At 52.1% G+C, this 26,309-nt stretch carries 21 protein-coding genes and 1 pseudogene; 15 read left to right on the top strand and 7 right to left on the bottom strand.

All coding sequences use genetic code 11. The annotated features are described in order from the left end of the window. Nucleotides 1-128 precede the first annotated feature (128 nt). The 4 genes from rimP to infB are packed head-to-tail and all read left to right on the top strand — an operon-like array spanning nt 129 to nt 5,417. The gene (gene rimP, locus ABLW18_RS06470) at nt 129-701 is read left to right on the top strand and encodes a ribosome maturation factor RimP (RefSeq protein WP_347824021.1); all 573 of its coding nucleotides are present in this window, start codon (nt 129-131) and stop codon (nt 699-701) included. Further along, nucleotides 701-2,314 carry a transcription termination factor NusA gene (gene nusA, locus ABLW18_RS06465; RefSeq protein ID WP_347824020.1) on the top strand — a complete coding sequence of 538 codons (1,614 nt, stop codon included), beginning with the start codon at nt 701-703 and terminating at the stop codon, nt 2,312-2,314. Before rimP ends, nusA begins: the two co-directional genes overlap by 1 nt. Further along, nucleotides 2,315-2,917 (top strand): RNA-binding protein, encoded by a 603-nt coding sequence (locus ABLW18_RS06460; protein ID WP_347824019.1) that lies wholly within the window; start codon nt 2,315-2,317, stop codon nt 2,915-2,917. A 34-nt stretch (nt 2,918-2,951) separates the two neighbouring features. Next, nucleotides 2,952-5,417 carry a translation initiation factor IF-2 gene (gene infB / locus ABLW18_RS06455; protein WP_347824018.1) on the top strand — a complete coding sequence of 822 codons (2,466 nt, stop codon included), beginning with the start codon at nt 2,952-2,954 and terminating at the stop codon, nt 5,415-5,417. 281 nt (nt 5,418-5,698) lie between these two features. Here the strand turns inward: infB and ABLW18_RS06450 are convergent, their stop codons facing one another. Genes ABLW18_RS06450 through ABLW18_RS06440 form a run of 3 tightly spaced genes read right to left on the bottom strand, consistent with a single transcriptional unit; the run spans nt 5,699 to nt 8,149 of the window. Beyond that, nucleotides 5,699-6,097, bottom strand: coding sequence for a (deoxy)nucleoside triphosphate pyrophosphohydrolase (locus tag ABLW18_RS06450; RefSeq protein ID WP_347824017.1), 399 nt, complete (start codon nt 6,095-6,097; stop codon nt 5,699-5,701). Then, nucleotides 6,094-7,311: a bifunctional glutamate N-acetyltransferase/amino-acid acetyltransferase ArgJ gene (gene argJ, locus ABLW18_RS06445; protein WP_347824353.1), complete on the bottom strand. Its 1,218-nt coding sequence runs from the start codon at nt 7,309-7,311 to the stop codon at nt 6,094-6,096. Before argJ ends, ABLW18_RS06450 begins: the two co-directional genes overlap by 4 nt. 4 nt (nt 7,312-7,315) lie before the next feature. Continuing rightward, a complete protein-coding gene (locus ABLW18_RS06440) occupies nt 7,316-8,149 on the bottom strand; it encodes a peptidylprolyl isomerase (RefSeq protein ID WP_347824016.1) in 834 nt (277 codons plus the stop codon). A gap of 188 nt (nt 8,150-8,337) precedes the next feature. On the opposite strand from ABLW18_RS06440, the gene secA reads away from it, so the two are divergent. Together secA and ABLW18_RS06430 are read left to right on the top strand one after the other, a co-directional pair. Further along, entirely contained in the window at nt 8,338-11,022 is a 2,685-nt protein-coding gene (gene secA, locus ABLW18_RS06435; RefSeq protein ID WP_347824015.1) for a preprotein translocase subunit SecA, read from the top strand. A 186-nt stretch (nt 11,023-11,208) separates the two neighbouring features. Beyond that, nucleotides 11,209-11,358, top strand: a pseudogene (locus ABLW18_RS06430) (NAD-dependent epimerase/dehydratase family protein); the annotation flags it as partial. On the opposite strand, the gene ABLW18_RS06425 reads toward ABLW18_RS06430, so the two are convergent. From ABLW18_RS06425 to ubiE, 4 genes are all read right to left on the bottom strand, one after another. Beyond that, nucleotides 11,319-11,450 (bottom strand): DUF2793 domain-containing protein, encoded by a 132-nt coding sequence (locus tag ABLW18_RS06425; protein ID WP_347824014.1) that lies wholly within the window; start codon nt 11,448-11,450, stop codon nt 11,319-11,321. The pseudogene ABLW18_RS06430 and the gene ABLW18_RS06425 sit on opposite strands and share 40 nt — an antisense overlap. A gap of 207 nt (nt 11,451-11,657) precedes the next feature. Continuing rightward, nucleotides 11,658-13,001 (bottom strand): phosphoglucosamine mutase, encoded by a 1,344-nt coding sequence (glmM, locus tag ABLW18_RS06420; protein WP_347824013.1) that lies wholly within the window; start codon nt 12,999-13,001, stop codon nt 11,658-11,660. Between the two features lie 113 nt (nt 13,002-13,114). Then, nucleotides 13,115-14,644 (bottom strand): 2-polyprenylphenol 6-hydroxylase, encoded by a 1,530-nt coding sequence (ubiB, locus tag ABLW18_RS06415; protein ID WP_347824012.1) that lies wholly within the window; start codon nt 14,642-14,644, stop codon nt 13,115-13,117. Beyond that, a complete protein-coding gene (gene ubiE / locus ABLW18_RS06410) occupies nt 14,645-15,397 on the bottom strand; it encodes a bifunctional demethylmenaquinone methyltransferase/2-methoxy-6-polyprenyl-1,4-benzoquinol methylase UbiE (RefSeq protein ID WP_347824011.1) in 753 nt (250 codons plus the stop codon). Between the two features lie 82 nt (nt 15,398-15,479). On the opposite strand from ubiE, the gene mutM reads away from it, so the two are divergent. The 9 genes from mutM to ABLW18_RS06365 all read left to right on the top strand — a co-directional run bounded on the left by mutM (nt 15,480) and on the right by ABLW18_RS06365 (nt 26,302). Then, a complete protein-coding gene (mutM, locus tag ABLW18_RS06405; protein WP_347824010.1) occupies nt 15,480-16,331 on the top strand; it encodes a bifunctional DNA-formamidopyrimidine glycosylase/DNA-(apurinic or apyrimidinic site) lyase in 852 nt (283 codons plus the stop codon). Nucleotides 16,332-16,393: 62 nt separating this feature from the next. After that, nucleotides 16,394-17,170, top strand: coding sequence for an enoyl-CoA hydratase (locus ABLW18_RS06400; protein ID WP_347824009.1), 777 nt, complete (start codon nt 16,394-16,396; stop codon nt 17,168-17,170). A gap of 147 nt (nt 17,171-17,317) precedes the next feature. Then, the gene (rpsT, locus tag ABLW18_RS06395) at nt 17,318-17,581 is read left to right on the top strand and encodes a 30S ribosomal protein S20 (RefSeq protein WP_347824008.1); all 264 of its coding nucleotides are present in this window, start codon (nt 17,318-17,320) and stop codon (nt 17,579-17,581) included. A gap of 438 nt (nt 17,582-18,019) precedes the next feature. Continuing rightward, the gene (dnaA, locus tag ABLW18_RS06390) at nt 18,020-19,366 is read left to right on the top strand and encodes a chromosomal replication initiator protein DnaA (RefSeq protein WP_347824007.1); all 1,347 of its coding nucleotides are present in this window, start codon (nt 18,020-18,022) and stop codon (nt 19,364-19,366) included. Nucleotides 19,367-19,467: 101 nt separating this feature from the next. Next, complete coding sequence (gene dnaN, locus ABLW18_RS06385; protein ID WP_347824006.1) at nt 19,468-20,586, top strand: DNA polymerase III subunit beta; 1,119 nt, start codon at nt 19,468-19,470, stop codon at nt 20,584-20,586. Nucleotides 20,587-20,611: 25 nt separating this feature from the next. Next, nucleotides 20,612-21,718 carry a DNA replication/repair protein RecF gene (gene recF / locus ABLW18_RS06380; protein WP_347824005.1) on the top strand — a complete coding sequence of 369 codons (1,107 nt, stop codon included), beginning with the start codon at nt 20,612-20,614 and terminating at the stop codon, nt 21,716-21,718. Next, the gene (locus tag ABLW18_RS06375; protein ID WP_347824004.1) at nt 21,715-22,335 is read left to right on the top strand and encodes a LysE family translocator; all 621 of its coding nucleotides are present in this window, start codon (nt 21,715-21,717) and stop codon (nt 22,333-22,335) included. Before recF ends, ABLW18_RS06375 begins: the two co-directional genes overlap by 4 nt. Nucleotides 22,336-22,484: 149 nt before the next feature. Next, nucleotides 22,485-24,902, top strand: a complete 2,418-nt coding sequence (gene gyrB, locus ABLW18_RS06370; RefSeq protein ID WP_347824003.1) for a DNA topoisomerase (ATP-hydrolyzing) subunit B — start codon at nt 22,485-22,487, stop codon at nt 24,900-24,902. 29 nt (nt 24,903-24,931) lie between these two features. Further along, nucleotides 24,932-26,302, top strand: a complete 1,371-nt coding sequence (locus ABLW18_RS06365; protein ID WP_347824002.1) for an FAD-dependent oxidoreductase — start codon at nt 24,932-24,934, stop codon at nt 26,300-26,302. The last annotated feature ends 7 nt before the right edge of the window (nt 26,303-26,309 follow it).

Raw genomic sequence — 26,309 nt, 5'->3', positions numbered from 1 at the left:
CTGGGATTGAAACCGCTTGGTAAACTCTGTAATGGAGACAAATAGCGGCGTTTCGGCTTCCACCCCCGAAATTCCACCGGAAAACATCACGGGCCGCGCGCCCGTTTTTTTGTGCCTGAAAGGTATCTATGACAGATCTAATTGCCAAGGCTGCAATGGACCAGCGACTGCTTACGATCCTGAACCCGATGATTGAGGGTTTGGGCTATGAAGTGGTGCGTTTACGCTTGATGAGCGGCAATACCCCGACGTTGCAAATCATGGCGCAAAAGCCTGATGGTACGATGGAAGTGGATGGCTGCGCTGAGATCAGCACAGCAGTTTCCGCTTTGATGGATGTCGAAGATCCGATTATTGAAGCCTACACGCTTGAAATTTCAAGCCCTGGCATTGATCGTCCTTTGACTCGCTTGAAAGATTTTGACCAATGGATTGGCTATGTGGCCAAGATTGAAACCGAACAGTTGATTGACGGTCGTCGCCGTTTTAAGGGCGAGTTGGCGGGCACCGATGGGGACGAGGTTTTGATCACCGTTGAAGAGGGGACGATTGGTCTCAAATTTGACTGGCTGGCTGATGCCAAGCTGATCTTGACGGATGATTTGATACGCGCGGTTCTCAAAGGTCGCAAAGACGCGGGTCAAATTGATGAAACACAATATGATGAAGTGCAAACCATCGTTGATGGAGAGGAAGACTAATGGCCATTACATCTGCAAACCAGCTTGAGTTGCTACAAACCGCCGAAGCTGTTGCTCGTGAAAAAATGATTGATCCTGGGCTGGTGATTGAGGCGATGGAAGAATCTTTAGCGCGGGCGGCAAAGTCTCGCTACGGCGCAGAAATGGATATCCGCGTTTCTATCGACCGCAAAACTGGCCGGGCGACCTTCACCCGTGTGCGCACTGTTGTGGAAGACGAATTGTTGGAAAATTACCAGGCGGAGTTCACAGTCGAGCAAGCCAAGCAACATATGGAGAGCCCAGAAGTGGGACAGCAGTATATTGAAGAAGTTCCTCCAGTTGAGATGGGCCGCATCGCCGCACAATCTGCCAAGCAGGTTATTTTGCAAAAAGTCCGCGAAGCTGAGCGGGATCGTCAATATGAAGAATTCAAGGATCGGGCTGGTACGATTATCAATGGTCTGGTGAAGCGTGAAGAATATGGCAACGTAATTGTTGATATTGGCCGCGGTGAAGCTGTGTTGCGTCGCAACGAAAAAATTGGCCGTGAAAGCTATCGTCCCAACGATCGTATTCGCGTGTACATCAAGGAAGTGCGCCGTGAGCAGCGCGGCCCGCAGATCTTCTTGTCACGGACTGCACCAGAATTCATGGCGGAACTGTTTAAAATGGAGGTGCCAGAAATTTATGATGGCATCATTGAGATCAAAGCTGTGGCCCGTGATCCAGGATCGCGCGCTAAAATTGCCGTGATTTCTTATGACGGCTCCATTGATCCTGTCGGTGCCTGCGTGGGGATGCGCGGCAGCCGGGTGCAAGCGGTTGTGAATGAGCTGCAAGGGGAAAAAATTGATATTATCCCTTGGAATGAAGATCAACCCACATTCTTGGTGAATGCTTTGCAACCTGCGGAAGTGACCAAAGTGGTTCTGGATGAAGAAGCTGGCAAGATTGTCGTTGTTGTGCCAGATGAGCAGCTGAGCCTGGCCATTGGACGTCGTGGCCAAAACGTGCGTTTGGCCAGCCAGCTGACCAGCCTCGATATCGACATCATGACAGAGGAAGAAGAATCCAAGCGTCGTCAGGCCGAATTTGAAGTGCGCACCAAACTCTTTATCGACAGTCTGGATTTGGACGAATTCTTTGCACAGCTTCTGGTGTCTGAAGGGTTCACCAGCCTTGAAGAGGTGGCCTATGTGGAACTTGATGAGCTTTTGGTCATTGATGGCGTGGATGAAGCCACGGCAAGTGAGCTGCAAGCGCGTGCTCGTGACGTGATTGAAGCCGAAAACACCCGCGCAATGGCCCGCGCTCGAGAGTTGGGTGTCGAAGACAGCCTGGTGAATTTCGAAGGCTTAACGCCACACATGATCGAGGCCTTGGCTGATGATGGAGTGAAAACCTTGGAAGATTTTGCGACTTGCGCTGACTGGGAATTGGCAGGTGGGTGGACCACTGTTGAAGGTGAGCGGGTCAAAGATGACGGCGTGCTCGAAAAATTCGATGTGGATTTGGCTGAGGCGCAAAACATGGTCATGACAGCTCGGATTATGCTGGGCTGGGTGGATCCAGAAGAATTGCTCGATGAGGAGTCGGAGGACCCACAAGACAATGCGGAACAGGTAAGCTGAATGAGCCACAGCGGTGCATATACTCCAGAAAATCTGACCGAGCGCAAGTGCTTGGTCAGTCAGGATTCTGGTCCGAAAGCGGGTTTAATTCGCTTTGTGACCAGTCCTGATGGGGTGGTTGTGCCGGATATACTGGAAAAATTACCCGGTAGGGGCTACTATGTCACGGCGAACCTGCATATTTTGGAAGAGGCAGTAAAGCGCAAGGTTTTTGCGCGCGGTGCTAAAGCGCAGGTGAGCGTGCCGGAAGATCTGATTGCGCAGATTGATCGCCAGCTGGCGCGCCGGGTGGTAGATCTTGTATCCATTGCTCGAAAGGCTGGCAAAGCTGTGACAGGCTTCGAGAAGGTAAAAGGGTGGTTGGCCGAGGGCCGGGCTAAAGTTTTGCTGCAAGCCAGTGATGGATCCGCTCGCGGTAAAGATAAATTATGGACCCCAGAGGGTGGACGATTTTTTGGGTGTTTAACGGCGCAGGAATTGGGTTTGGCATTTGGGCGCGGGCATGCGATACACTGCGCACTCTCCGGTGGCAAACTTAGCGAACGTGTAGTACATGAGGCCGCAAGATTGCGCGGATTACGAGAAGCCACCAAGGTGGCATAGGGCAATAGCCCACTGAAAAGGACAATAGAGCTTTATGAGCGACGACGGAAAAAAAACACTCGGTTTGATGGGCGGGTCACGTTCAGGAAATGTGAAACAAAGTTTCAGTCACGGCCGGACCAAAAATGTTGTGGTGGAAACCAAGCGTAAACGCGTTGTCGTACCCAAGCCGGGCGCCGCAAAACCCGCCGCTCCTGGAGCTGTGCGTGGCAGCGATCCGGCGCGTCGGCCAGCTGGAATTTCTGATGCGGAAATGGAGCGTCGTTTAAAAGCTGTGCAAGCCGCGAAAGCGCGGGAGACAGAAGATTCAGAACGGCGCGCTCAAGAAGAAACCGAGCGGGAGGCTGAGCGCAATCGCCGCCGCGAAGAACAGGAAGCAAAAGAGCGCGAACTGCGTGAACGCGAAGAGCGGGCGCAGGCAAAAACCGCGGTCGAAGCAGAGAAAAAGCGCGAAGCAGAGGCAGCAGCATTGCTTGCGGCTGCACCACCGCCAACACCCGAAGAGCGGGCTGCAAAAACTGGCGTTGTGCGTAGCAAAGTCGCTGAGCCTGTGCGCCGTGAGGAACCTGCGCGTCCAAGCCGTAACAAAGGCCGGGAGGGCAATCGCCGCTCTGGCAAGCTGACTGTTAATCAGGCCAGCGCCGGAAATGATGGGCGGCATCGATCTATGGCATCCATGAAACGTAAGCAAGAGCGCGCCCGTCAAAAAGCGATGGGTGGGGCTGTTGAGCGCGAGAAGATTATCCGCGATGTGCAAGTGCCTGACGCGATTATGGTACAAGAGCTGGCCAACCGCATGGCCGAGCGGGTCGCTGATGTTGTGAAATCCTTGATGCAAATGGGCATGATGGTGACACAGAACCAAACCATCGACCAAGACACAGCTGAGCTGATCGTGGAAGAGTTTGGTCATAAAATTGTGCGCGTTTCTGATGCGGATGTTGAGGATGTGATTGACCAAGTGGTTGATAGCCCTGAAGATCTCAAGCCACGCGCTCCGATCATCACGGTGATGGGCCATGTTGACCACGGTAAGACTTCGCTTTTGGATGCGATCCGCAATGCGCGGGTTGTCTCTGGTGAAGCCGGCGGCATTACTCAACATATCGGTGCTTATCAAGTTGAGCAGAACGGCGATCTTTTGACCTTTCTCGACACACCGGGCCACGCGGCTTTTACGTCGATGCGCTCGCGTGGGGCGCAGGTCACAGATATTGTCATCTTGGTTGTTGCAGCAGATGACGCTGTGATGCCCCAAACGATTGAGGCGATTGCGCATGCAAAGGCGGCCAATGTGCCGATGATTGTGGCCATCAACAAAATTGACCGACCTGCAGCGGATCCTCAGAAAGTGCGGACCGATCTTTTGCAACATGAGGTGATCGTGGAGCAAATGTCCGGTGAGGTCCAGGACGTGGAGGTATCTGCGATAACGGGCCAAGGCTTGGATCAATTGCTGGAAGCAATTGCTTTGCAATCTGAAATTTTGGAGCTGAAAGCCAATCCAAACCGTTCGGCCTCTGGCGCTGTCATTGAAGCGCAGTTGGATGTTGGTCGTGGACCAGTTGCCACTGTTTTGGTGCAAAACGGGACATTGAAACTTGGCGATATTTTCGTGGTTGGGGAACAATGGGGCAAAGTGCGCGCCTTGATCAGCGACTCTGGAGAGCGGATCAAAACCGCTGGCCCATCAACACCTGTTGAAGTTCTTGGCCTGAATGGCACACCCGAAGCGGGTGACGTTTTGAATGTGGTTGAAACCGAAGCACAGGCGCGTGAAATTGCAGAATACCGTGCACAGGCGGCCAAAGATAAACGTGCCGCCTTGGGTGCAGCGACAACTTTGGAACAGCTCATGGCCAATGCGAAGGCCAATGAGGACATCAGCGAGCTGCCAATTCTTTTGAAGGCCGACGTTCAGGGCTCTGCGGAAGCTATTGTTCAGGCTATGGCGAAAATTGGCAATGATGAAGTTCGGGTGCGGGTTCTGCACTCTGGTGTCGGTGCGATCACAGAAACAGATATTGGACTGGCCGAAGCCTCGGGGGCGCCGGTGTTTGGCTTTAACGTGCGGGCAAATACCTCAGCGCGGAATACAGCCAACCAAAAAGGCGTTGAGGTTCGCTATTATTCAGTGATTTATGATTTGGTTGATGATGTGAAAGCGGCGGCGTCTGGTCTATTGAGCGCCGAAATTCGTGAAACATTCATTGGCTACGCCAATATTAAGGAAGTGTTCAAAGTGTCGGGCGTCGGTAAAGTTGCCGGTTGTTTGGTTACTGAAGGGGTGGCACGCCGATCCGCCGGGGTCCGCTTGCTGCGCGATAATGTCGTTATTCATGAAGGCACGCTGAAAACACTGAAGCGCTTCAAAGACGAGGTGCCTGAGGTGCAATCGGGTCAAGAGTGTGGTATGGCCTTTGAAAATTATGATGACATCAGACCAAATGATGTGATCGAAATTTTTGAACGCGAAGAAGTTGAACGTAAGTTGGCTTAATTTTAAAGATGTAGAAAATGGCGCCTCTGTTGGGCGCCATTTTTTGCGCTATGAAACGGGTTGCCCCTCATATAATTTTTGCTTGATTTTGATTTGAATTGTACCCTTGGCAGTTTCGCCTTTGTAAATCCCCCGAGCCAGAATCCGCGAGCCCAGAATAATCGTTTTCACGACTGTTTGATCTTTGCGGATGTCAATTTGATGCATTGCACCTGTCTCCAGACTTCTTGGGGACAAGGTAGCGTCAAATTATGTAAAAGTTACTAAGACTTCAGATATAATTAGAGCCAATCGTAAAGTATTGGAATCAAGGGTAGATCTGCAGCAGGCATGGGATAAGATCTAAGGTCTTGTTTGCGGACCCAATTTAGGGACTGCTTCTCCTGAGGTTGCGGAATGCCTTGCCACTTACGGCAGGCAAATAGCGGCATTAAAAGGTGAAAATCCTCATAGGCATGGCTGGCAAATGTCAGCGGGGCGAGGCAGCTTTGCCAGGTATTAATACCCAGTTCCTCTTCTAATTCGCGGATTAAGGCGGACTCTGGCGTTTCTCCTGCTTCGACCTTGCCGCCGGGAAATTCCCAAAGTCCGGCCATGGCTTTTCCTTCAGGACGCTGTGCTAGAAGCACGCGACCATCTGAATCGATTAGCGCAACCGCAGAGACAAGCACCGTTTTCATGAGCGATAGTCCGCATTGATCTCAATATAGCCATGCGTTAAATCGCATGTCCAAACAGTGGCTTGCGCTGTGCCGACGCCCAGATCTGTGCGAATATGAAGTTTGGCTTGCTGCATATAGCTGGCGCCGGCTTCTTCTCTGTAGCTGGAGGCAACCCAACCATTTTCGGCCACAAGGTGCGGCCCAAACCAAATGGAGAGCCGGTCACGGTCAGCCGCGGCGCCAGATTTCCCAACAGCCATGACAATGCGGCCCCAGTTTGGATCTTCTCCCGCAACCGCCGTTTTGACCAAGGGAGAATTTGCAATAGACATAGCTACTTTGCGCGCATCCGCTTCGCTGCGGGCGCCGGTGACTTCAACTGTGAGGAATTTTGTTGCGCCTTCGCCGTCCTGGACCACTTGATGGGCGAGATCCAGCATGACCTGTTTCAACCCTTCAGTGAAATCGTGGTTCTGAGTTATATATACACCCGACGTTCCGGTCGCAGCACAGATGAGCGCGTCAGAGGTTGACGTGTCACTATCGACAGTAATGCAATTGAAAGTTTGATTGGTCAAATTTCCAAGCATGGTTTGCAGATTTGGCTGTGAAATTTTTGCATCTGTGAAGATATAGACCAACATAGTTGCCATATCCGGGGCGATCATACCGGAACCCTTGGCAAAGCCGCTTATCGTGACGGGCCGTCCATTGATTTGCAATGTTCTTGACGCACCTTTGGGAAAGGTATCGGTTGTCATAATGGCGCGCGCGGCGTCTTCCTGCGTCGCTGGGCTAAGAGAGCTTGTTAATTGATCTAGGCAATCTGTGATTTTTTGATCTGGCAAAACCTCACCAATCACACCGGTTGAGGAGGTGAAAACCGCTTCAGCTGGAATGTTTAGCCGATCGGCGACAGCGGAACAGATTCGGTCAACCGAGGCTTTGCCGGCCGCACCTGTAAACGCGTTTGCATTGCCGGAGTTAACAAGTATTGCCGCCCCTTTCGACATATCACCACCTATTTTTTTCTGACAATTCAATATGCTGGCTGCGCGGGTGGCGGAGCGGGTGAAGACGCCGGCGATGGTGGCTCCTGGCGCGATGGCGGCCAGCATGACATCTGTCCGCCCAGGGTATTTCACCCCAGCCGAGGCGGTGGCAAATTGCACCCCATCAATGATCGGCAGCTCTGGAAATTTAGCGGGGGCCAGAGGTGATATCTTTGTCATGGTGTCATTGATCCAAGGTTGACAGCACAGAGGGATCAATACCATCGCTTGACAGGGTGACATCCGTGCCATCCATTAAGCTGCGCAGATGTGCCTCCACAGCGGCATTTTGCAGCTCAACTTCCAGCTCCCCACGCATCTCCTCTAGACTTGGGGGGGCCATAACGCGGCGATCTCTCAACAAGATGAGATGATAGCCAAATTGCGTTTGCACTGGGCCGGCATAGCTGCCCGGCTCCATGTTGAGTACTGCATTCTCAAAGGGCGGCACCATTTGACCCTTACCAAACCAGCCCAAATCACCACCGCGCGGACCGGAGGGGCCGGTTGAATGTTCTTGGGCGAGCGTTGCAAAATCGGCGCCCTCTTCCAAAAGTGTTAACAGTTCCCGTGCTTTGTCCTCAGTCTTGAGCAAAATATGCGCGGCCTGATATTCTTCTTCGCCTGCACCGGCAGGAAATTTGGCGTCATAGGCAGATTGCAGGGCCGCCTCACTCAGCGCACCTGCGCGAACGGCCTCAATCACAGTTGTTGACAGCAGGTTGCGCTCTTGATTTTCCATCGCCGTGGGCAGCCAGCTTGGCGGTGTCTCAACGGAACTGGCCAAAAGTTGTTGCTGAACCAATTGTTCGATTATTCCATTAAACAATACGCTGTCTTCGAGGTTTTTATATTGATCTGGAAGCTGGCGTTTGATGTCGAGCACATGGGCGAGTGTCAACTCTGTGCCGTTTACGGTGGCGACCACAGTGGTTAATTTAGGCTCTTGTGCGGCCACGCCTGTCGAAAAGAATAAGATTAGAGCCATGCTGTGGAAAATTTTGTTTAATTTCGCCATTGTTTTATCCTTTAAAGCACACGGAATCACCCGTGCCGTTGACACTGTAATGCGAGACCCATACATCGTTTGGGTGGCCCTGAGGGGGCCGGCTCAACTCTGCACATGCCTTTGGCTTTTCATAAGCTGCGGTGGCGCGGTGGGCAAGCAAATCCCTCTTTTGATTTGAATAACCATGCGGGGCAAATATGCTGGGCCTAGGAACACTTGCCAAAAATTTTTTTGGCACACCAAATGATCGTAAGGTCAAAGCGACCCGGCCGTTGATCGAGAAAATCAACGCGCTTGAACCTGAATTTGAGGCTCTCAATGATGAGGGTCTCGTGGCCAAGACGGCTGAGCTGCGCGCGCGTGCCACATCTGGTGAGGATTTGGACATCCTGCTGCCAGAGGCCTTTGCTAATTGCCGCGAGGCCGCTAAGCGCGCCTTGGGTCTGCGAGCCTTTGATGTACAGCTGATGGGCGGCATATTCTTGCATCAAGGCAATATCGCAGAAATGAAAACTGGTGAGGGCAAAACCTTGGTGGCCACTTTCCCGGCCTATCTCAATGCTTTGACGGGTAAGGGCGTGCATATCGTTACGGTCAACGACTATTTGGCGCGCCGCGATGCGGAGTGGATGTCGAAAGTCTATTTGGCTTTGGGCCTGACGACAGGGGTTGTTTACCCTCAGCAGCCCGATGATGAAAAAGCGGTGGCCTATGCTTGTGATGTCACCTATGCGACGAATAATGAGCTTGGGTTTGATTATCTGCGCGACAATATGAAGGCCGAATTGAGCCAAATGCATCAGCGCTCCCACAATTTCGCGATTGTTGATGAGGTGGACTCGATACTAATTGATGAGGCGCGCACGCCGCTGATTATTTCTGGTCCGTCGCAGGATCGCTCGGAGCTATACAAAACCATTGATCAGCTGATCCCAGATGTTTTGGAGATCCATTATACGTTGGACGAAAAGACTAAAAATGTGACCTTCACCGATGAAGGTAACGAATGGTTGGAAGAGGTGCTTAGCGGCAAGGGCATTCTACCGGACGGTCAATCGCTTTATGACCCGGAAAGCACCACGATTGTGCACCATGTTAACCAAGGGCTGCGGGCGCATAAGCTCTTTATTCGTGATAAAGAATACATAGTGCGGGACGATGAAGTTGTGTTGATTGACGAGTTTACCGGCCGAATGATGGCGGGTCGACGCCTCTCTGATGGATTGCATCAGGCCATTGAAGCCAAGGAAGGGTGCACCATTCAGGCCGAAAATGTCACTTTGGCTTCGGTCACCTTTCAAAACTATTTCCGCCTGTATGATAAATTGGGCGGCATGACCGGAACAGCCTTGACCGAGGCTGATGAATTTCACGAAATTTATGGTTTAGGTGTTGTCGAGGTTCCGACCAATCGTGCGGTTGCACGGGCCGATGAGGATGATCAAGTCTACCGAACTGCTGGTGAAAAATACAACGCTGTCGTGGATGCCATCAAGGTGGCTTATGAGAAAAAGCAACCTGTTCTGGTCGGCACCACCTCAATTGAGAAGTCCGAGCTGCTGTCAGAATTGTTGACTGCTGCTGGCATCACTCACAATGTTTTGAATGCGCGTCAGCATGAGCAAGAGGCCAAGATCGTCGCTGATGCAGGTAAGCTGGGCGCCGTCACGATTGCGACCAATATGGCCGGGCGAGGCACAGACATCAAATTGGGGGGCAATGTTGAGTTCACCATTATGGAGGCCATTGCCGCGGACCCTAAGGCGAACCCCGATGATATTCGCAGCCAGATTGAAGAGGAACATGCCAGCGACGAGCAGGCGGTAAAAGAAGCTGGTGGCCTTTATGTTTTGGCTACCGAACGGCATGAATCGCGCCGCATTGATAACCAATTGCGTGGTCGATCTGGCCGGCAAGGTGATCCAGGTCGTAGTTCCTTTTTTCTGTCATTGGATGATGATTTGATGCGGATTTTTGGATCGGAGCGTTTGGAAAAAGTGCTTAATACTTTGGGTATGAAAGAGGGTGAGGCGATTGTGCACCCTTGGGTCAATAAATCTCTAGAACGCGCGCAGGCGAAAGTAGAAGGTCGCAACTTTGACATCCGCAAACAGCTTTTGAAATTCGATGATGTGATGAACGATCAACGTAAGGTGATTTTTGGCCAACGTCGCGAGATCATGGAAGCTGATGATTTGGCAGAAATCACACAGGATATGCGCCACCAGGTAATCGATGATTTGGTGACGCAATTTATGCCACCAAAATCCTATGCAGATCAGTGGGATGTAGAGGGTCTGCAAGCTGCTCTTGTAGAGAACTTAGGGGTTGATGCGCCAGTGGTGGAGTGGGCCGCGCAAGAGGGTGTCGATGATGACACGATCCGTGAAAAGCTCGAAGACTTTAGCGATGATTTCATGGCCCGCAAGGCGGTTGAGTTTGGACCTGAGAACATGCGGATGATTGAAAAGCAAATTTTGCTAGAGACGATTGATGGCAAATGGCGCGAGCATTTGCTGACGCTGGAGCATCTGCGGTCTGTGGTTGGGTTTCGCAGCTATGCGCAGCGCGATCCGCTCAACGAGTATAAATCCGAAGCCTTCCAATTGTTCCAGAATCTGCTCGACGGTTTGCGTGAGCGGGTGACCCAGCTCTTGACACATGTGCGTATGCGCTCGGCCGAAGAGCAAAAGGCGATAATGGAAGAAATGGCCCGGCAACAAGCCGCCATCGCTGCGGCGGCGCAATCAATGGATGTCACTCCGACCGCGCCCGGTGCTTTCGATGAGAATGATCGGGCCACTTGGGGCAATCCGGGACGCAATGAGGCCTGCCCTTGTGGATCTGGCAAAAAATTCAAACATTGCCACGGCAAACTGTAACGGGACGGGGTTGTCAGCCGAATAGCTACGCGCAGAACGCCGTCGCGCGTTGATTGCCAACATTGACGCGTGTGACTTCAATGTATTAAATCCTGTACCACAGAACGGCCCGAATGGGTGGTCTTTGAATTTGTTAATTTTTGGGGTCTTCGCCCCGCACCACATTTTTATGATTAAGGGGCTTCAATGCGCCATGCATATATCACCGGTTCTGCCGATTTCATTGGATTTTATCTAGCGGAATTACTGTTGCAAGAGGGCTGGAATGTCACAGGTCTAGACGGTCTTACCGATCATTATGACGTGCGGCTCAAACATCGCCGGCTGCAGATGCTTGGCAGAATATAGCGATCCCCCGCAACGGGGCTTGTGGGGGGGTGGGCCCGGCTGAGAACACTGAGCTGTACCACCCCATCCAGCAGGCGCATGCCCTCATTATGGGTGACATGCTTTTGCGCTTAGTTTTGTAAGATATAGGGCAAGTAGAGATTGGGTGAGATAGTGGACATGGTTCAAGACCCTTTGCAAGATGACATTTCAGCAATCATCTCGCAAAGAGTTAATTGAGCTCTATCCAGAGCGTGCGGGCGCGATAATAAATGTTAAACGTTTCGCGCATGGAGGCGATTGTTGCTCTATGCGGCGTCTTTCACGGCTTGCGATACGGTCTCTGCAACCGCGTTGAGCAGGGATTCATCTTCTGCCTCCACCATCACGCGGATCAGCGGCTCGGTGCCGGATTTGCGAATGAGCAGACGTCCTTTGCCCAGCAAAGAGGCTTCCGCATCCTGGATAGCCGACTGCACAGAAGCAACCTCCAAGGGTGCCCTACCTGCGGAAAACCGGACATTCTTCAGCACTTGTGGGCAGGGTGCGAAGACGTTGGCAAGTTCGCTGGCCCGTTGGCTTGTTTCGACCATAGCGGCCAGAAATTGTAATCCAGCCAAAAGCCCATCGCCGGTAGTGGCGTAATCACTCATCACGATATGGCCTGATTGTTCACCGCCAAGATTGAATCCGCCCTGGCGCATGGCATCCACCACATAACGATCGCCCACATCAGTACGGCGCAGATCAATTCCCTGGTCGCCCAGCCAGCGCTCGAGGCCCAAATTAGACATCACGGTGGCGACCAAAGCGCCGCCGCGTAGCTTTCCGCTTTTAGCCCAGCGCGCGGCGATCAACCCCATGAGCTGATCTCCATCGGCGACCTGGCCTTTTTCGTCAATAATGGCGATTCGGTCTGCATCACCGTCCAGACAGATCCCAATGTCGGCACCATGCTGTAACACGGCATTAACGGCCGCTTTTGGCGCAGTCGACCCCACGCCTTTGTTGATGTTATAGCCATTGGGTTGCACGCCAATGGCGATGACCTCCGCGCCAAGTTCCCAAAGCACCTCAGGGGCGGTGCGATATCCGGCGCCATTGGCGCAATCAATCACAACTTTCAAACCGTCTAACCGCTTGCCCGTTGGAAAGGTTGCCTTTGCGGCTTCGACATACCGCCCAATTGCGCTGTCGATGCGACTGGCCCGCCCAATGTTTTCTGGCAAGCAGAGATCCACATCACCTGCAAATAAGGCTTCAATTTCCATTTCGGCGGCGTCTGACAGCTTATAACCATCTGGACCGAAAAATTTGATACCATTGTCGTGATGCGGATTATGACTGGCGGTGATCATCACACCGACATCTGCGCGCATGGAATGGGTGAGCATGCCGACGGCAGGTGTGGGAACTGGTCCCAATAGAACCACATCCATGCCGGTTGATAAAAATCCAGCGGTGAGCGCGTTTTCAATCATATAGCCTGATCTGCGTGTATCCTTGCCAATCACAACACGATGGCCTGGAGAGGCGTCACGCCGAAAAAACCGCCCAGCCGCCGCCGCAAGCCGCAGAGCGGTTTCGGCAGTCATGGGATAGGTATTTGCCGTGCCGCGGACACCGTCCGTTCCAAATAGGTGTCGCGTCATAAAGTTTCCTCTCAAATCGCTGCGGTCTTAGATTGAAGCAAGGCGGATATCAGCCTTGATGTATAGTTCCGAATTACCGGTAAAAAGATGTTTAGTCTAAATGTTATAAAAATTTAAATAAAATGTGCGGCAAGCCAACCGCCGCCGCCTCCCACGAGCAAGGCAAGCACGAGCCACCGCTTTTTCATCCCTGGCTTTTGCACAGTCGGTTGTGCGGTGTTGTAGGTGCGGATCAAGGCCGCTTCCGCAAGCTGAGGAAGTTTTGGTCCGAAGCGCGACAGGACGCGGGCCGTTTTAAGCAGGTCTTTTATCAAGGCTTTCGGCCCAATGCTTCGTTTAATGTAATCTTCGACAATGGGTTTGGCGACTTCCCAAATATTAATCTGAGGATGCAAGCTGCGTGCAACCCCCTCAACAACAACCATCGTACGTTGCAGCAAGATGAGCTCCGTTCTGGTCTCCATACCAAATTGTTCTGTAACATCAAATAAGTAGGTTAAGACACGTCCCATGCTGATCTGCGTGGCATCCATGCCAAAAATGGGTTCCCCAACCGCCCGGAGGGCGCGGGCAAATTCATCGACATCCTTATCAGCGGGCACATATCCAGCTTCAAAATGCACCTCCGCCACACGTTTGTAATCGCGGCGAATAAAGCCAAATAGAATTTCTGCGTAGACCCGCCGGGTATATTCATCAATGCGGCCCATAATGCCAAAATCATAGGCAATCACATCGCCATTGGCGGCGATCTTAATATTTCCCTGATGTAAATCGGCGTGAAAAAAGCCATCGCGCAGCGCGTGTGACAAAAACAATTGCAAAATCCGCTCGCCAATTTGCCGCCTGTCATGTCCGGCCGCATCAAGGGCGGCATTGTCTCCGGCAGAGATTCCCTCAGCCCAATCCATAGTCATGACGTTTTTGCCTGACAGGCTCCAATTGATATGAGGCAATTGGAATCCTTCATCGGATTCGGTGTTGGCGGCAAATTCTCCCGCGGCACTACTTTCCAGCCGAAGGTCCAACTCACCGAGAACCACGCCTTCGAAATGCGCGATCACATCGAGTGGACGCAGACGGCGCGCGCCGGGTGCCAGAATTTCAACCATTCGGGCTGCGAAATAAAACGCATCAATATCCTTGCGAAAGGCGCGTTCAATGCCGGGGCGTAAGACTTTTACGGCGACATCTGCACCATCGACGGCGAGCTTTGCGCGGTGGACCTGCGCAATAGAGGCGGCGGCCACAGGCGCGCTAAAGTCTTGAAAGATGGATGTCAAAGGTCGCTCAAGCTCAGCCTCGATCATTGTCTGCGCTTCTTCGATCGGGAAGGGTGGCAATTTATCTTGCAGCACGCGCAATTGTGCGGCCAACTCATCACCGACCACATCGGGGCGGGTCGATAGGATTTGCCCGAATTTGATATAGGCTGGACCCAAAGCGGTCAGCGCGCGCGTGACCGGGGGCATTGCAGGATCACCCTTGTAACCCAACCACTGAAATGGCCAACCAAGAATTTTTGCGGTCAAGCGCAGACCGACAGGAGCTTGATAGGCGTTGAGGATCACATTCATCGCCCCTGTGCGCTCAAATGTTGCGCCGGTGCGGATCAGGCGAAAAATATTATGCGGACCGCGCATCTAAATTTTCCATCCGGAATGCAAGGCTGCGATACCGAGCGATAGGTTGCGATAGCTGGTATTTTCAAACCCTGCCTGCTGTACCATGCTCAAAAATGTCTCTTGATCGGGAAATTTGCGAATCGATTCGACAAGATATTGGTAGCTGGCGCGGTCATTGGCGATCATCTGGCCCATGCGTGGAATGACATTGAAGGAATAGAGATCATAGGCCTTCTGCGCCAAAGGCACGGGTATTTGATTAAATTCTAAAACCATCAACCGGCCTCCGGTACGCAGGACGCGGTAGGCCTCATTTAAGGCTTCTTGCGGCCGTGTTACGTTCCGAATGCCAAAACTTATTGTGTAGATATCAAAGCTGTTATCGGCAAAGGGCAGGGCCATGGCGTCTCCAACAACCCAATCCAAATTATCGACCATTTGTGCAGTTTCAGCACGTTTGCGCCCTTCGGTGAGCATATTTTCAGTGATATCCAGCACTGTGGAATGGCCAGACCCCGCACGCTTGAGGAATTTGAAGCTTATGTCCCCAGTGCCACCGGCGACATCGAGAAGTTTTTGCCCAGCTCTTGGAGCCAGCCAATCCATCATCGCTTCTTTCCAGATGCGGTGTATGCCAACACTCATAACGTCATTCATAACGTCGTATTTGCTGGCTACGGAGGTGAAAACACCCTGCACCTTGCCGGCTTTTTCGGCCTCTGGAACGGTTTCAAAACCAAAATGGGTTGTGTCTTCACCGGTGTCTTGCATGGAACAGGCCTTTTGTAACTTCACCCCCCTTATAATACGCAGGACGGCTGATACAATGTGATGTACCAGAAGGAAGCGCGAGATGCCCGAATTACCAGAGGTTGAGACCGTCCGCCGCGGCCTGCAACCAGCGATGCAAGACCAAAAAATCATTTGTGCTGAGGTGAACCGGCCCGATTTGCGATGGCCCTTCCCGCCCAATATGGCGCAACGCCTTACTGGAGCGCGAGTCCTGCGGCTTTGGCGGCGTTCAAAATATATCCTATTGGACTTGGATACACAGGAGACTTTGATTGTGCATCTCGGGATGTCTGGTCGAATGTTGGTTTCGGGCCAGCAAATTGGCGAGTTTTATCAAGAGCATCCCGCGCCTGAAAAACATGATCATGTGGTCTTTCATATGGAAAATGATACACGGGTGACCTTCAACGACGCCAGGCGTTTCGGCGCGATGGATCTTGCACCGACCGCGGTGGTTGAAACGCATAAGATGCTGGCCAGCCTTGGACCGGAGCCATTGAGTAACCATCTGGACGACTCTTATTTGGCCGCAGCACTCGAGGGGCGCAATACGCCGATTAAGACGGCACTTTTGGACCAGCGACTCATCGCGGGTTTGGGCAATATTTATGTCTGCGAAGTGCTCTTTCGGGCCAAAATTTCGCCCATGCGTAAGGCCAAGAACCTGTCCAAAATGCAGGTGGGTACTTTGGTGCCAATCATTCGGACAGTTTTGGAAGAGGCGATTGAAGCCGGTGGCTCTAGTCTTAAGGATTATCGTCAAACAGGGGGAGAGCTGGGTTATTTTCAACACAGTTTCCACGTTTACGACCGAGAATCCCAGTCCTGCAAGCATGTGGGATGCGGCGGCATAATTGCGCGGGTGAGCCAATCGGGGCGCTCTAGCTTCTATTGTCCAACCTGTCAGAGATAGCTTGAAATAGGTGGCGAACGTGATAGGCTTTAACGTCTGATAGGGGCAATGCTGGGAACACCATGGCTTATGAGACCATCATCGTAGAGATTGCAGAGCATATCTGCGTCATCAAATTGAACCGCCCATCGGCATTGAATGCGCTGAATAGCCAATTGGTGGCAGAACTTGGCGATGCGGTGCGCCAGGCGGAAGCGAACGACAAAGTCCGTTGCATGGTGATAACCGGATCGGAGAAAGCCTTTGCGGCCGGTGCTGATATCACTGAGATGGCAGAGAAGAGTTTTGTGGACGTTGTGTCCGATGATCTATTCGGCGCGAGTATGGGCCCGTTGCAAGAGGCTCGGAAGCCAACAATTGCAGCCGTGGCAGGCTATGCCTTGGGCGGTGGTTGCGAACTGGCGATGCTTTGTGACTTTATCATTTGCGCTGACAACGCGAAATTTGGACAGCCAGAAATCAATCTTGGCGTCATCGCAGGTATCGGTGGAACGCAGCGCTTGACCCGATCGGTTGGAAAATCCAAAGCTATGGATATGCATTTGACCGGGCGTTTTATGGATGCCGCGGAAGCGGAGCGCTCAGGGTTGGTCAGCCGTGTGGTGCCGGTGAAAAAATTGATGGAAGTGGCCCTGGAGGTTGCTGGAAAAATTGCTGAAAAATCGCAAGTCTCGATTAAGGCGGCAAAGGATGCGGTGAACAGGTCCTTTGAGACCACATTGGCGGAAGGCCTATTGTTTGAACGGCGCGTGTTTCATTCGATGTTTGCAACAGAAGACCAAAAAGAGGGTATGGCGGCCTTTGTCGAGAAAAGAGAGCCGCAATTTCGCGATAAATAGGTAAAATTGCTTTGCATCTCCATAGAAAGCGGATATAGACCGCCTCAGAAAATGCGCGTGTGGCCCGCTTGGCTTTAGATAATCCGGTCCATACGGTTTGGGCCTAGCGGTGATACGTGTGGCACAAGATTAAGTTAGGACCTGAACATGGCAAATTCACCACAATCAAAGAAGCGCGCACGTCAAATTGAGCGCCGCACAGCGGTCAACAAAGCCCGCAAATCTCGTATCCGTACATTCCTGCGCGCTGTTGAAGAAGCGATTGCGTCCGGCGACAAAGCCACGGCAACTGAAGCTCTGCGAGCCGCACAGCCTGAGCTGATGCGCGGTGTTACAAAAGGCATCTTCCACAAAAATACAGCATCGCGAAAAGTTTCGCGCTTGGCCTCACGGGTTAAGGGCTTGTCTTAATAATTGTTACAAATTCATGAATTTTGGGCGTGGGATAATTCCCGCGCCCTTTTTCGTTTAAGTAGCGGTAAAATTTATATTTTTTAAGACTAAATTATAACAACCATAGATAGTAAGAGATTCTTTTTCAAAAAATACCGAGTCAAGAATTAAGATCTGTTGCAGAGTCACTTGGCCGAGGGATAAAAATGTCTTAGCGAGTCACTTTGAGTGCTCCGGGGGATATCTGTCCCAAGAGATTGCCACTGCTGCACGGCGACATGACCTTGGGATTATACAACATGATAAATCCATTTTATGGGTCATGGACGCTATTTTTCGGAACGTTTGTCTGCCTGGTGGGTGGTCAGTGATAAAGAAATTAGAGCGACGTTGTCATTGGGCGCGTTGAAGGTAGACCGGACGAGTGGTCGTTTGTATTGGGATTAAGTGAATCGTATGGCACTAGAGTTTTGGGATATTGCCGCGGATCGCTTGCGCAGGTCTCTCGGGAACAACAACTACAAATCATGGATTGAGCCCCTACAGTTCATGGGCGAATCGGACGGTGCAGCAGAATTTTTTGTGCCGACCAGTTTTTTTGGTAATTACGTGCGCCAGCATTTCGAAGATCAAATCCTCTATCAAATGCGTGAATCTGGGTTTGAGGTTACCCGTGCGACGTTTTCCGTGGGACATTCGGAACAAGCGCCAGTCGCGCGCCAGCCGTCCCCTGCTATCGCAGAGCCAGTGAAGCCGCGCGAAATACAAGGTGCAAAGCTCGACCAACGTTTCGTGTTTGAAAATTTTGTTGTGGGCAAGCCCAATGAGTTGGCTCATGCAGCAGCGAAACGTGTTGCGGAAGCGGGACCAGTCACCTTTAATCCTCTGTTTTTATATGGTGGCGTAGGCTTGGGAAAAACCCATTTGATGCATTCAATTGCTTGGGAGCTTCAGTCGAATCGCCCCGATATCAATGTGATGTATCTCTCTGCTGAACAATTCATGTATCGATTCGTGCAGGCTTTGCGCGAGCGCAAGATGATGGATTTCAAAGAGCTGTTCCGCTCGGTTGATGTTTTAATGGTGGATGATGTGCAATTCATTGGTGGAAAAGACAGCACTCAAGAGGAATTTTTCCACACGTTCAATGCCTTGGTGGATCAAAACAAGCAAATTATCATTTCCGCTGACCGCGCCCCAGGTGAGATAAAACAGTTAGAAGATCGCATCGCCAGCCGTTTGCAATGTGGGTTGGTGGTGGATTTACATCCCACCACTTATGAGCTGCGCCTTGGCATTTTGCAGTCTAAAATTGAGTTGTATCAGTCCAGCTATCCGGGCATTGAAGTGCGTCAAGAAGTTGTGGAATTTTTAGCACATCGCATTTCAACCAATGTACGCGTTCTCGAGGGGGCTTTGACCCGGCTCTTTGCCTTTGCCTCACTGGTTGGGCGTGAAATAACGGTTGAGCTTACCCAAGATTGTCTCTCTGATATTTTGCGTGCTTCTGACCGCAAGGTTACGGTTGAGGAAATTCAGCGTAAAGTGAGCGACCACTATAATATCCGCCTGTCAGATATGCTAGGACCAAAGCGCCTGCGCAGTTTTGCGCGGCCGCGCCAGGTTGCCATGTATCTGTGCAAGCAGTTGACCAGCCGTTCATTGCCAGAAATCGGCCGCAGATTTGGTGGTCGCGACCATACGACGGTGATGCATGGGGTGCGGAAAATCGAGGATTTACGCAACCAAGACAGTCAAATGTCCGACGATCTGGACCTGTTGCGGCGTTCACTGGAGGCATAGCTTCTTTTCAAAACCTTTAAGGGTTAAACCCGTTAACACACCCTTGTGTCCTGTGGAAAACTCTTTACGGTTTATCTTAAAATACGTGACGGAGAACGGCAATGAAACTGTCTATTGAACGCGCATCTTTGTTGAAGGCTGTGTCCCAAGCTCAGTCCGTTGTAGAGCGTCGGAATACAATTCCAATCTTGGCAAATGTATTGATTGAGGCAAGCGGAGAGCATGCGTCGTTTCGTGCGACAGATTTGGACATTGAGGTTGTAGATCGTGTGACAGCCATGGTGGAGCGCGCAGGGGCCAGCACGGTCTCTGCGGTGACGTTGCATGAGATTGTGCGAAAATTGCCTGATGGGGCTTTGGTGACTTTGACCGATGACGGAGCCTCTGGCCGTTTGACTGTTGAAGCAGGCCGATCCAATTTTTCTTTGACGACTCTACCGAAGGAAGATTTCCCGGTTATGGCTACGTCCGAATATGCCTCCAATTTTACCGCTTCTGCGATGACCCTGCGCCGGCTCTTTGACAAATCAAAATTTGCGATTTCCACTGAAGAGACCCGTTATTATTTGAACGGTGTTTACATACATGTGGCTGAGGGCGATGGCGGTCAAAAGCTCCGCTGTGTCGCCACCGACGGTCACCGATTGGCGCGGATTGATGCGGATCTGCCGACGGGTGCCGGAGACATGCCTGGTGTGATTGTGCCGCGCAAAACTGTTGGTGAAATGCGCAAATTGCTCGATGATGATGACGCACAGATTGCCGTTTCAGTTTCGGAAACCAAAGTGCGCTTTGCGACGCCAAATGTGACGCTGACCTCAAAAGTGATTGATGGCACCTTCCCAGATTACACACGCGTGATCCCTGCGGGCAATACGCGGAAATTGGAAGTGGATGCGGCCGAATTTGCCAAGGCAGTTGACCGCGTGGCTACCGTTTCTTCTGAGCGATCGCGTGCTGTGAAATTGGCACTGGATGAAGACCGCCTGATCCTGTCGGTTAATGCGCCAGACAGCGGTGCCGCCGAAGAAGAATTGGCCGTCGCCTATGGTGATGAAAAATTGGAAATTGGCTTTAACGCGAAATATCTGCTCGAAATTGCCAGTCAGGTTGATCGGGAAAATGCGGTGTTCCTATTTAACACTTCAGCGGATCCAACCTTGATGCGTGAGGGCAATGACACATCGGCCATTTATGTCGTTATGCCCATGCGCGTTTAAGCTGGCGTGAAGTTGAAGGGCGCAGATGCCCAATCTTGCTGTTGAATCTTTAAGCCTATCGCATTTTCGGTCGCATCATGTAGTGCAGATCGAATGCGACCTGCGGCCAGTTGCGATTTACGGAGCAAATGGGGCCGGCAAGACCAATATTTTAGAGGCATTATCCCTGCTTTCGCCCGGACGTGGTGTGCGGCGGTCGAGTGCGGAAGACATGACCCGCCGTCCAGAGGCGCTTGGCTGGAAGATCTCGGCAGTTTTACGCAGGCAGGATCGTCTGCATGAGATTGAGACCTGGTCGCAAAATGGCGCGGCGCGCCAGCTGCGGATTGATGGTAAAACGGCCACTCAGGTCATGCTGGGGCGCGTTGCGCGTGTCTTATGGTTGATCCCCGCAATGGATCGTATTTGGATTGAAGGTGCCGAGGGGCGCCGTCGGTTTTTAGATCGTATGTCTCTCTCCTTCGACCCAAACCACGGCGAGCAGGTGCTTCTTTATGAAAAAGCCATGCGTGAACGCAATCGTCTGCTGAAAGAACGAGTCGCTGATGCCCATTGGTATAGGGCCATTGAGGGGCAAATGGCCGCCACTGGTGTGAAGATCAGAAAGGCACGGGAGGAGGCTCTGGCGTATATCCAGGCGGCGCAAGATCAGGCAGAAACAGCCTTCCCAACTGCGCATTTGACCCTGACCAATTCTGAAAACATAGATTTTTCAGACAATAGTGATGATCTTACTCAATTTCTGGCTGACTATCGCAGCCGCGATCTGGCCGCAGGTCGCAGTTTGGTGGGTCCGCACCGCGATGACCTGTTCGGTGTCTTTGCGGCAAAAGATGTTCCCGCAAAAGACAGCTCCACAGGCGAGCAAAAGGCACTTTTGATTTCGCTAATCCTTGCCAACGGCCGCGCGCTGAAACAACAAACGGGTTTACCGCCGATCCTACTTTTGGATGAGGTGGCAGCACATTTGGACGCTGCCCGCAGAGCAGCGCTCTATGATGAAATTTGCGCACTGGGTGCTCAGGCTTGGATGAGTGGTACTGGGCCTGAATTGTTTGAACAACTTGGTGAAAGGGCGCAGCATCTATTGGTGACAGAGGTTGAGGGAAAATCAAAAGTGGATCTAAAATGACATTGGATTTTTCTGATCTGGCTCTTTACGCCATTGCTGTATTTATTTTATTTATTACGCCCGGTCCGGTTTGGGTCGCACTTTTGGCCCGCGCAATGTCGGGCGGCTTTCAAGCGGCTTGGCCTTTGGCCTTGGGCGTGGCGATTGGCGATGCGGTTTGGCCAATTTTGGCCATCCTTGGCGTGAGCTGGGTGGTCAATGAAATTGCGGGCATCATGACCATCTTGCGCTATGTCGCGGCTGCGGTCTTCCTTACAATGGGCGCACTGTTGATGCTCAAGGCCGACGTTGCTTTGAGCGGTGACCAGCGGCTGACGCGACCGGGCATGTGGGCGGGCTTTATCGCAGGTGTGGTGGTGATACTAGGCAACCCAAAGGCCATTTTGTTTTATATGGGCGTTCTGCCGGGCTTTTTTGACCTGACTGAGGTAGGGGCATGGGATGTATTGGCCATTGTTGTGGTCTCTATCCTTACTCCGCTCTTGGGGAATTTGACCATTGCTGGCTTTGTAAATCATGCGTGTGATTTGCTGCAAACACCTGAGGCGGTTCGGCGGATTAACCGCATATCAGGAGGTCTTTTAATCGCTGTCGGGATCGTTATCCCCTTTGCGTAGCCCCCCAGAACACGCGGTTTTTTGCAAAAGATGGCATCCGGGGTGGTGCCTTAAAAAATCACAACCTGAACCACAATCTGTTGTGCCATTTGCGTGACATTCATATCGAATTCCGCTAGTTGTTGTGTAACTCAACAAAGGGTATCGGGATGTCTGAGCAATCTGTGAATATTGAAGAATACGGCGCAGAATCCATTAAGGTTCTTAGGGGCTTAGAGGCTGTTCGCAAACGGCCAGGAATGTATATCGGTGACACTGATGACGGCTCCGGTTTGCATCATATGGTTTACGAGGTTGTAGACAATGGCATCGATGAGGCGCTGGCTGGTCATGCGGACCATGTTTTGGTGCGGATCAATGCTGATGGCTCGGTTTCCGTCGCGGATAACGGTCGCGGGATTCCGGTTGGAATTCACGAAGAAGAGGGTGTTTCCGCTGCTGAGGTGATTATGACCCAGCTACACGCGGGTGGTAAATTTGACAGCAATTCCTACAAGGTTTCTGGCGGTTTGCACGGTGTCGGGGTTTCAGTTGTTAATGCCCTGTCGGTATGGCTTGAGCTACGCATTTGGCGCGAAGGCAAAGAGCATGTCGCGCGGTTCGAGCATGGTGACACAGCAGAACATTTAAAAGTTGTAGGCGATTGCGGCGATCGGACAGGCACGGAAGTACGTTTCCTGGCGTCAACAGAGACGTTCTCCAATCTTGACTATAAATTTGAGGTACTGGAAAAGCGCCTGCGTGAATTGGCGTTTTTGAATTCAGGTGTGCGGATTATTCTTGAAGACCTGCGCCCAGCCGTACCTCTGCGCAGTGAGCTGTATTATGACGGCGGTGTGCGCGAATTTGTGAAATATCTTGACCGCTCCAAATCCTCAATCATGGAGGAGCCGATTTATGTCAAAGGCACTCGCGATGATATCGGCGTCGAAGTGGCGATGTGGTGGAATGACACCTATCACGAAAATGTACTGCCCTTCACCAATAATATCCCACAGCGTGACGGCGGCACCCATATGGCGGGCTTCAGAGGGGCTTTGACCCGAACAATAAATAACTACGCTCAATCAAGCGGCATCGCCAAAAAAGAGAAAATCAGCTTCACAGGCGATGACGCGCGCGAGGGTTTGACCTGCGTATTATCTGTCAAAGCACCCGATCCCAAATTTTCCAGCCAGACCAAAGATAAATTGGTCAGCTCAGAAGTGCGCCCGGCTGTTGAGGGGTTGGTGGGCGAAAAACTGGCTGAATGGTTCGAGGAAAACCCAGCACAGGCGAAGGTTATTGTTGGCAAGATTGTTGAGGCTGCGATGGCGCGTGAAGCGGCCCGCAAGGCCCGCGACCTCACCCGGCGCAAGACTGCGATGGATGTGAACTTCTTGGCAGGAAAGCTCAAAGATTGCTCGGAAAAAGATCCCTCAAAAACTGAAGTCTTCTTAGTCGAAGGCGATAGCGCTGGCGGTTCTGCCCAAACGGGGCGTGACCGTATGACCCAAGCGGTTTTGCCCCTGCGCGGGAAAATTTTGAACGTGGAGCGCGCGCGGTTTGACCGGATGCTAAGCAGTCAAGAAATTGGCAATTTGGTCATGGCGCTGGGCACAGGCATTGGTCGCGATGAATTCAATATTGAAAAGCTGCGATACCATAAAATTGTGATCATGACAGATGCCGATGTGGATGGTGCGCATATCCGCACGCTCTTGCTGACATTCTTTTTCCGCCAAATGCCAGAATTGATTGAAGGTGGCTATCTTTATATCGCGCAACCGCCATTGTTTAAGGTGAGCCGCGGGCGCTCTGAAGTTTATCTTAAAGACCAGCCGGCGCTGGATGAATACTTGATCGAACAGGGTATTGAAGGTGCTTTACTGCGGTTGAGTAATGGTGAAGAAATTATTGGAACTGATTTGATGCGTGTTGTGGAAGAAGCGCGTCAGTTGAAGCGTATTGTTGACGCATTTCCCACCCATTACCCGCGTCACATTTTGGAGCAAGCGGCAATCGCAGGGGCCTTCGTTCCTGGAGCGGTGGATCGTGACTTGCAAGGCATGGCCGATGTAGTAGCGCGCCGGCTGGATCTGATTGCTTTGGAATATGAGCGGGGTTGGCAAGGCCGTCCGACACAGGACCGAGGCATGCGCTTGGCGCGGATTTTGCGCGGCGTGGAAGAGGTGCGCAATCTTGATGGCGCAATGCTCCGGTCAGGCGAAGCGCGCCGCACCGGGCTTTTGACGCAAAGCTTGCAAGATACCTATAGCGGTACTTGCACATTGGTGCGCAAAGATCGGGTGCAGGTGATTAATGGCCCTCTCACGCTGTTGAGCGCGATTTTGGAAGAGGGTGAAAAGGGGCTATCGCTGCAACGCTATAAGGGCTTGGGTGAAATGAACCCAGATCAGCTTTGGGAAACTACATTGGATCCAGATGCGCGAACCTTGTTGCAAGTGCGTATTGATGATGTCGCAGAAGCGGATGATCTGTTTACCAAGCTGATGGGCGATGTGGTGGAACCGCGTCGAGAATTCATCCAAAATAATGCGCTAAATGTGTCAAACTTGGATTTCTAAAACTGACCAAACGGGGAGTGCATGGGGCAATGCAACGCGGCGGCGTTTCCTTTTGGTATCAGGAGCTGGGCGGGCTACCAAAGCCGCGCCCAGCATTAGACCGATCTGTAAGCGCAGATATTTGCATCATTGGCGCGGGTTTTACCGGGCTTTGGGCAGCTTATTATCTTAAAAAAGCCAACCCGACTTTGACCATTGTTATTGTTGAAGAGCAGTTTGCCGGGTTTGGCGCCTCTGGTCGCAATGGCGGTTGGTTATCGGGCAATTTCGCTTGGGATCATGAAAAATATCTGAGCAGCGGTACGGCCGAGCAGGTCAAGGCCATGGTAGAGGCGTTTCATGGAACTGTTGATGAGGTCATTGCCGCGGCTGAGATGGAAGGCATCAATGCTGATATCCACCGCACACAGGAATTGGCCATTGCCACGAATGCGCATCAATTTCAGCGTCTTGCACCTGAGTTGAAGCGGTTGCACCACTGGGGTGATCATCGCAGCTCGCTTGAAAGTGAAGCGCAATTGCGTGCGCGGATTGCCATTCCAAGCGCCAGGGGCGCGCTTGTGACCTCTGGTGTGGCACGGGTACAGCCGGCCAAATTGGTGCGCGGATTGGCTGATGCAGTGGCGCGATTAGGAGTTACAATTTACGAAGCGACCCAGGCCCATGAAATTTCCAAAGGTCAGGTCATAACCCATCAGGGCCGAGTGGCCTGCGCGGTGGTCTTGAAAGCAACCGAAGGCTATAGCGCCCAATTGCCTGGATATGAGCGGGGTTGGCTGCCTCTCAACTCCGCTCAAATTGTGACGGAACCTTTGCCCTTAGAGCTGTGGCGGGACATCGGTTGGTCGGGTGCGGAGCTGATTGGAGATATGGCGCATGCCTATTGCTACTGCCAGCGCACAGCAGATGGGCGTATCGCGGTTGGAGGCCGTGGGCTGCCCTATCTTTTGAATTCCAAAATTCAAAGCGATGGCCGACCCACCGCGGGCACAATTTCAGAATTGCGGGGGATTCTTGCGCGTTTGTTTCCTGCGGCGGCCCATGTTCCCTTGGCCCATGCTTGGCAGGGGGTCTTGGGCGTTCCACGGGATTGGTGCGCCACTGTTGGCTTGGATCCTGAGACCAAGATTGGTTGGGCGGGCGGATATGTGGGGGTTGGTTTGACCTCGGCGAATCTCGCTGGGCGCACGCTGCGTGACTTGGTGCTATCAGAGCCTACGGCTTTGACCGAATTGCCGTGGGTCAACCGCGCGGTTCGAGCTTGGGAGCGTGAGCCTTTGAGGTGGATGGCGGTGCGCGGTCTATACGCGATGTTAAAAGCCGCAGATCGGGCAGAAGCCAATGGCAAAGCCCATGCACCGCATCTTGCGCGGCTTGGAGCTTGGATCAAATCTCAGTGAGGCGGCC

The sequence above is a fragment of the uncultured Planktomarina sp. genome (assembly GCA_943788425.1).
Classification (GTDB): domain Bacteria; phylum Pseudomonadota; class Alphaproteobacteria; order Rhodobacterales; family Rhodobacteraceae; genus Planktomarina.
This window is presented reverse-complemented; position numbering and strand designations above follow the sequence as displayed.